6 protein-coding genes and 1 pseudogene are annotated in these 6,428 nt (G+C 42.6%); 2 read left to right on the forward strand and 5 right to left on the reverse strand.

The features are described from left to right. Window positions 1–214: 214 nt before the first annotated feature. Both ACOCD9_RS16420 and ACOCD9_RS16425 read right to left on the reverse strand, forming a co-directional pair. The gene (locus ACOCD9_RS16420; RefSeq protein ID WP_419547972.1) at window positions 215–703 is read right to left on the reverse strand and encodes a DUF3368 domain-containing protein; all 489 of its coding nucleotides are present in this window, start codon (window positions 701–703) and stop codon (window positions 215–217) included. After that, the gene (locus ACOCD9_RS16425; protein ID WP_419547973.1) at window positions 696–947 is read right to left on the reverse strand and encodes a UPF0175 family protein; all 252 of its coding nucleotides are present in this window, start codon (window positions 945–947) and stop codon (window positions 696–698) included. Before ACOCD9_RS16425 ends, ACOCD9_RS16420 begins: the two co-directional genes overlap by 8 nt. Before the next feature lie 485 nt (window positions 948–1,432). Between ACOCD9_RS16425 and ACOCD9_RS16430 the strand changes: the two genes are divergently transcribed. Further along, window positions 1,433–2,191: a hypothetical protein gene (locus tag ACOCD9_RS16430; RefSeq protein ID WP_419547974.1), complete on the forward strand. Its 759-nt coding sequence runs from the start codon at window positions 1,433–1,435 to the stop codon at window positions 2,189–2,191. Between the two features lie 782 nt (window positions 2,192–2,973). Here the strand turns inward: ACOCD9_RS16430 and ACOCD9_RS16435 are convergent. Next, entirely contained in the window at window positions 2,974–4,989 is a 2,016-nt protein-coding gene (locus tag ACOCD9_RS16435; RefSeq protein ID WP_419547975.1) for a ribonuclease catalytic domain-containing protein, read from the reverse strand. Window positions 4,990–5,305: 316 nt separating this feature from the next. Between ACOCD9_RS16435 and ACOCD9_RS16440 the strand changes: the two are divergent. Continuing rightward, a pseudogene (locus tag ACOCD9_RS16440) lies at window positions 5,306–5,581 on the forward strand (helix-turn-helix domain-containing protein); the annotation flags it as partial. A 134-nt stretch (window positions 5,582–5,715) separates the two neighbouring features. Here the strand turns inward: ACOCD9_RS16440 and ACOCD9_RS16445 are convergent. Together ACOCD9_RS16445 and ACOCD9_RS16450 are read right to left on the reverse strand one after the other, a co-directional pair. After that, window positions 5,716–6,129 carry a hypothetical protein gene (locus tag ACOCD9_RS16445; protein WP_287715570.1) on the reverse strand — a complete coding sequence of 138 codons (414 nt, stop codon included), beginning with the start codon at window positions 6,127–6,129 and terminating at the stop codon, window positions 5,716–5,718. 172 nt (window positions 6,130–6,301) lie between these two features. Next, window positions 6,302–6,428 (reverse strand): S8 family serine peptidase (locus tag ACOCD9_RS16450; RefSeq protein WP_353847949.1); only part of this gene is annotated, 127 nt, incomplete at its 5' end.

Raw genomic sequence — 6,428 nt, forward strand, 5'->3', positions numbered from 1 at the left:
TACAACCCAGATGGTTCTTCGGTTTGTCTTATGCAACGTACAGGATTATAAGGAATGAAACTCTTATAGAGAAAGACATTTGGCGATTTTTGTCAATTGTTTTTGATCTAGAGCGAACTAATCAATTAAGTCTCTTGCCAGATAAGGATTTAGTCGATTTATGCTCCCCTATCGAACCATACCAAGTAACGAAGAGCCTTTTTTTTAAGCATACTTACTCTCCAGCTAATCGAAGAACATCATTGACAACTTTATCAGTTAGCCACATTCCTTGATGGCGTAACTTAGCAATAACGGGAGCAACAGAAGATAGATAGCCCTGCTGCTTCGCTTTAACTAAAACACCAAGCGTTCCTGAATATTTCAAGCGATATAAATTGGCAATACGTCGGGCTAACTGATCATCAAAAATCAGTAAACTATCTGGATTTTCTAATCCCAAAGCTAATACATCTGCTTCTCCTTGCCCTAAATCAATAATAGCTGGAATTAGACTGACTGATTTAACCAGAGTAATTAAAATCCATTCAATTGCCTGAATATTGGGAACATCAATTCCTTTATTTTTACCGATTGCTAATTCTTCGACCACTGCTGGAGGAGTCAGGATTTGAGAATACAAGCGTTGGAGCAATTCCAAATAGCCCACTTGATGTAAGTACAGTAGAGGAGAGGTGTTGACAATGACTTGAGGATTAGGCATTGACAATATCTTGTTCCAATTGTTCAGTCGTTAAAGAAAAAGGGGAGACTTGATAACGCCCCAAAATAGTTAAAAATTCTACTCGTGACATTCCGGCTAATTGGGCTGCACGTGCTGAAGATAGTTTGTCAAGTTCAAAAAGTTTAACGGCTGCCAATATTTTTAATTCTCTTGATAGATTTTCAGGAGTTTCTTTGAGACTAATTAAGATTTCTTCAGGAATTTCAAGGGAAATAGTGCTCATTTTCTTTCTCTCTCAATAATTGTCTCTATTCTACACCAATAAAATTAGTCCTTCTCTGTGAGCAGAATCAGTAACGGGTTTCCCCTCTCCAGCCGACAGAATGAGCGGGTGCAGTCTATCTTGTCCTCAAGGGGTTGGAGACCAAGCCTATAAGGCTTTATGGCAATATAATCGTGCTTAATTTGGGTTAGCGATCGAGTTGAGAGGTGGTCAAGGGAGAACGCAAAGGCGAATCCAACATACTGCGCCACAATCCCTCACGGAAGACAATAGTTCGCCTGAGAAGGAGTAAAACAGGGGAAACTAATTGAGATTCCTTCCTTTGGGAGTCGTTGCTAGGGAGAGAAATATAAAGACTTATTAAAATTGTAGCTTTTGATACTTTGTCGGGGGGGAGCGTGTATTGTTTTGTTGTCCATCTTTGTTGTTGAGTTGGGCTGTTGTTTTACCTAATGCGTAGAAAATATTTTTCAGAGGCAATATTTATGAAAAGTTTGACTTTATCTTTAGCTCTTGGAACTGCTGTAGTGGCAACTTTTGCCTTTGATAAAGATGCTCCTGCTAGAGCTTTGTCAATAGGGGATATTCCGAATGAAGAAATACCTTCTTGGCTAGATTTAGATCGTTACGCACTTGCTTACTATGACTACAGATTAACACCAGGTCTTATAGGGCAATACACAACTTTTGAGGCGGGTAGTCAATCACTGTTTGATGAAACACAAAGCGGAATTGAAAGTGTTTCAGGTTTGACGTGGATAGCCGGACAAGGTTATGTCAGTAATGAAGTAGGAAGCGTAGCGACCGCAACTTATACTTGGAAAAATGTAGGAGTACCAACCAATCAAAAGAATTTCAAGCAGGCTATTGATTTTATTGGAGGCGTTAAAATACTAGGTATTACTGTAACAACTGATGATCCTAAAGATGTAATAGAATTCCCTACTTTTGTTTTTCTTGAACCGCAAAACAGATTGGTTATTAATGCTACAATTAAACCACAACCAAACACCGTCACAGTAAAAGTTAGCTTTACAGACAAACTGCCCCCAAACAATCTATTATTCGCCAGCACACCAATAGTTATTGAACAAGGATATATCCTTGTTCAATGTACTCCTATTCCCGAACTCGCCTCAACTCTCAGTCTTCTAGCCCTTGGCACTCTCGGCGCAGCATCAACCCTCAAACGCAAACTAAAACCATCCAAATCCTCAGAAAAGGAAACTACCAAAATCTCCTAAAAACCATCAATTAAAAACTCACAATCGCCCCTTCATTTAGTTACTTGAAGTGGTTTATTTTTACCATCTTTTTTAACCTTAAAAAATTTCCAGTGATCTTAGAAAAGGGTGAGAAACTCGGCTGAATTGATAATTGGAATCCCTTGATAAGTATCGATAATCAAAAAATCACTTTTTTTGCGATCATAACTCATAGTTAAATTAACCTGAGTTCGGGTTAAGGCTATTTTGAGACTTCCTCAACGCGGGAATCAGGGTTCCAGCCAACGGCAGAATAAGGGTTTCAGCTTATCTCGAACTTACGTTAATTAGTCATCCCAATCTGAATTCCTAGGCAATAAAGTTAATCTAAACAATTGCCTGACTTAGAGAATCTTGATTCTGGTGTTTTTGTAAGAGTTGAATGGGTTGATGAGTAACCAGAGAATAGAGAACATCAGGGTCAGAAACGTTGAATCCTGTAATAAAACTTTACATTGACAAGTATGGTTCTTCGTTACTTAGTATAGTTCGATAGGGTGGCATAAATCGACTAAATTCTTATCTGGCAAGAGATTTAATTGATTAGTTCCCTCTAGATCGAAAACAATTAACAAAAATCGCTAAATGCCTTTCTCTATAAGGGTTTCATCTTTTGTCATCCTTTCCATTGCATAACACAAACCGAAGAACCTTATTTAGGGTTTGCGGCAAAAAGCTTTTCGGTGGTGGCAGGCTTCGGCCGTGAGCTCAGCGTTCGACCGAGCTCACGGCCGAAGCCTGAATTCTGCGTCTGCGAGAGATTAACTTGCTTGGGAAGAGACAAAACCCGATAACTCGCGGAAGCGGATCTCATCGCGGTGGGGATCAGAGCGACTAACTTGCACTTGAAAGCGATCGCCTAAAGATACCGAACGCTCAAAACGATGGGGTAATTCTAACCCCAATTCCTCCAATAAAATCAAGCCTAAATTTTCCTCTTCCCGCAGCCAGCGCAATACCAAAGCTTGCCAGACTTGATCTCCCTGTCGTCGCAAAAATTCCAAACTCCAATAACGATTAGTTTGTCGTTCCACCGAGGTGGCTTCTTGGGCCGAACTAGCGACACTATAGAGAATTTCCTGCATTCTATCCCGGGTAAAAGGCAGTTGATCGCCCCGGAGATGGGCTTTTAGTTGAAAATGGGTCAAAAGGTCAGTATAACGGCGAATTGGCGAAGTTACTTGGGAATAGGTATTCAATCCGAGACTAGCATGACGGTTAGGAATCGTCGTCATCTCACTGCGCGGCATACAGCGACGCAAGGCACAGGAACGCACTGGGCCCGCAGGTAGTAAAATTAACTCCTCATCGGGGGGTAATTCCGGTTGTGGTTGTCCCCGGAAAGGTACGGGTATCTCGTGTTCCTGACAGTAGCGACCGGCGATTTCTCCAGCTAAAATCATCATTTCCGCCACTAATTGCCGAGATGGGGAAACTTCCTGCAATTCTACGATAATTTCGTCGTTAGCCTTCACCTTAATGGATGATTCTGGCATTTGGATGTTAATCGATCCCTGAGATTTGCGCCAGGCGTGGCGTTGTTTTGCCCAACGGTTGAGAATCTTCACTTCCGGTTCATGCTGCAGATCCAGATGTAACATTTCGTCCACATCTTCGTAGGTGAGGCGATAGGTGGGTTTAATTGTACTGGGATGGATACGATAATCGGCGATCGCCCCCGTTTCATCGAGGATTACCCCAAAACTCAATGCGGGACAAAGTTTACCCTGTACCAAACTCATTGGACCGGCGGCCAACTCTAGGGGAAACATGGGAACCATTCCCGTGGGAAGATAGAGACTGGTACTGCGACGACGCGCTTCTAGGTCTAATTCATCATCGGGAAGCACTAAACGGCTAGGATCGGCAATATGAATCCAGAGACGATGACCACCATCCGCGAGCATTTCCACCGATAATCCGTCATCGATTTCCTCGGTACTTTCATCGTCGATGGTATAAATTTTTTGGTGGGTTAAATCGAGACGATTGTTGACATCCGCATCCGCAGGGGGATTGAGTAAATTAAGACGCGCCACATCAAGTACCTTTTTCGAGAATTGAACGGGGTAGGAACTGCGTCGCAGGAAAAGGTTTTCGTGACTACTCCACCATTTCAAATCGACTAACAATTCAAAAGCGGCCTCGGGGGTTTGGGAACGGCCCAGCAGCGAGAGTATGTCCATGACTGCTGGATATTTTTGTTCGGGTTGGAGGATAAATTTTTCTAGAGATTCCAGACGAATTCGATCGCTTTCTGACCATTCTACCGTTTCACCGGCCAGGGCCTGTTGGAGACGTTGGAGAAATTGGCCTTTTTCCCGTTGACGCTGTTGTTCTACCTCTAGCTGGTGTTTGATTTCCTCTACCTGATTTTCCGAGCGGGCCTCGTAACCATCCCCTTTATTTTTAAAATAAACTTTATCATCACTCAAGAGACAATGGGCCGCATAGCAAAACTGGGGACTGCGATCGGAAAAGAGAATCTCGGCCATGGTTTCGGGAGTGACTAACTGATTTTCCCCGGCTAATAATTCCCAGGCCACTTCTAAACCACTGGGATCTAGATAGGGTTGGACTTCCCGCAGAAAATTGCCAATCTCCTTATAGTTGGACGGACCTGCTTTGATAATGTAATCGAAGCGCTGGGGACGCAGTTTATGCGGGGTTCCCCCTTGATCGATGACGATCCAATCTTTTTTCCCTTCTGGGCGATCGATCACCCCTAAGCGCCTTTCTCCTTGGACTCGAAATTCTACCAGCGTTCCCTTTTCCACTGCTTCCCCTTACTGCCTATCTATTTTGTCTATTTTCTATCATCCTCGATCGATTACTCGATCGGCAAGAGCAATCATCAATCCCCACCCACTAGATAGGGTTTGCGGCAAAAAGTTTTTCGTGGGGGTAGGGTGTGGGGTTTTACCCATTTTGAGGACGTTCGGCGAGCTCAGTCGAGCCGGGGTCAATTACCTAATTTTCAGGGAAAAAGTCCTGGAATTTTCCCCCTGATCACTCCCATGTCCACCACTTTTGGATTTCAAAAAAGTCTAAAAGTCTTATCAAACAAGGTTTTTAGATTTATTCAGCAAACCCCATTTAGTCAAAGATTCGCCGCTCTCAGGACAACCAGTGTACCCACAAGTTAATCGTCGTCAATTTAAGTGCGATAATTGTCGGAAACCCTTGAGCGAAGAGTTAGATTTTGTCCCCAGTAAACGAACTTATACGAAAAGACTAGCCGAGAATATACTCGAACAATTAAAAGAAGGTGATATTTTAAATGTTAGCCGAAGAAATGACGTAACGGAAGAAGAGATTCCAAGAATGCTAGAGAACATCGTCGAAGAAATTACAGAGCCAGACCTATCGTAATTAAAAAAACTAGGAATTCGCCAGTTCAAATACTGGCGAAATGCAGACGTAATCAAGCAAGATAGTAAATTATTTTCTTCTATCTCACTCTCAAGAAATGTTATTTCTTGAGCGGGTTGGGACGATAATTGCTAAAAATAAGCTTTTTCCGTGTTAATTAACTGAATATTGACAATTTGACCGTTAGTCACTTGTACGGTTCCATAGCTGCCGTCCCCTAAAAAATTATTGAGGTACAAATTGTCATCATATTGAGCGAGGAGAGTATATTCCCCTGAGGGCAATTCCACCAAAAAATTACCTTGAGAATCACTACTTATTTGCTTGATTAGGTGAGGATGTTTTTGGGCTTGGGCTACTGGCCAGTTGGTTCCTTGAGCGGGAATTCTACCTGAAAAAATCCAAATAGTTGTTTTAATAGGTTCAGGTTTTGTTCTCAAGGATGTTGTGTCTATAGTGGGCATTTGGTCGCCACTAAGACGAAGAATAGTGCCAGAAATACCCTGTTTTGATTGAGAGAAATTCGGGTCAGTAAAGCTCATCATTGTAACTAGAATAATGGTCAAACTTAGGAACCAGCGAAAGTTAGGATAAATCATAGTTTTGGCGATTTGGCTGTTATTTTGGCTGAAGAAAAGCCTCGTGCAGAATCCAACAGAGACTTTCTTCAGCATTGGTTAACTAGGAATGCTCTGGGTTGTGAGCATTAATAGCGTTTTAAGTAAGACGGACAGCACTGCTAGTGAGAATACTGCGGACTTGAGCATGGGTTAAGTTGGGATTAGCCCCGAGCATTAAAGCCACTACTCCTGCCACATGGGGAGCCGCCATCGAGGTTCCGCTG

This window comes from Microcystis sp., from assembly GCF_048564745.1.
GTDB classification, from domain to species: Bacteria; Cyanobacteriota; Cyanobacteriia; order Cyanobacteriales; family Microcystaceae; genus Microcystis; species Microcystis ichthyoblabe_A.

Excerpts from the sequence above, each read along its gene's own strand:
- ACOCD9_RS16420 (WP_419547972.1), bottom strand. The coding sequence starts at position 703 with ATGCCTAATCCTCAAGTCATTGTCAACACCTCTCCTCTACTGTACTTA.
- ACOCD9_RS16425 (WP_419547973.1), bottom strand. The coding sequence starts at position 947 with ATGAGCACTATTTCCCTTGAAATTCCTGAAGAAATCTTAATTAGTCTC.
- ACOCD9_RS16445 (WP_287715570.1), bottom strand. The coding sequence starts at position 6,129 with ATGATGAGCTTTACTGACCCGAATTTCTCTCAATCAAAACAGGGTATT.
- ACOCD9_RS16430 (WP_419547974.1), top strand. The coding sequence starts at position 1,433 with ATGAAAAGTTTGACTTTATCTTTAGCTCTTGGAACTGCTGTAGTGGCA.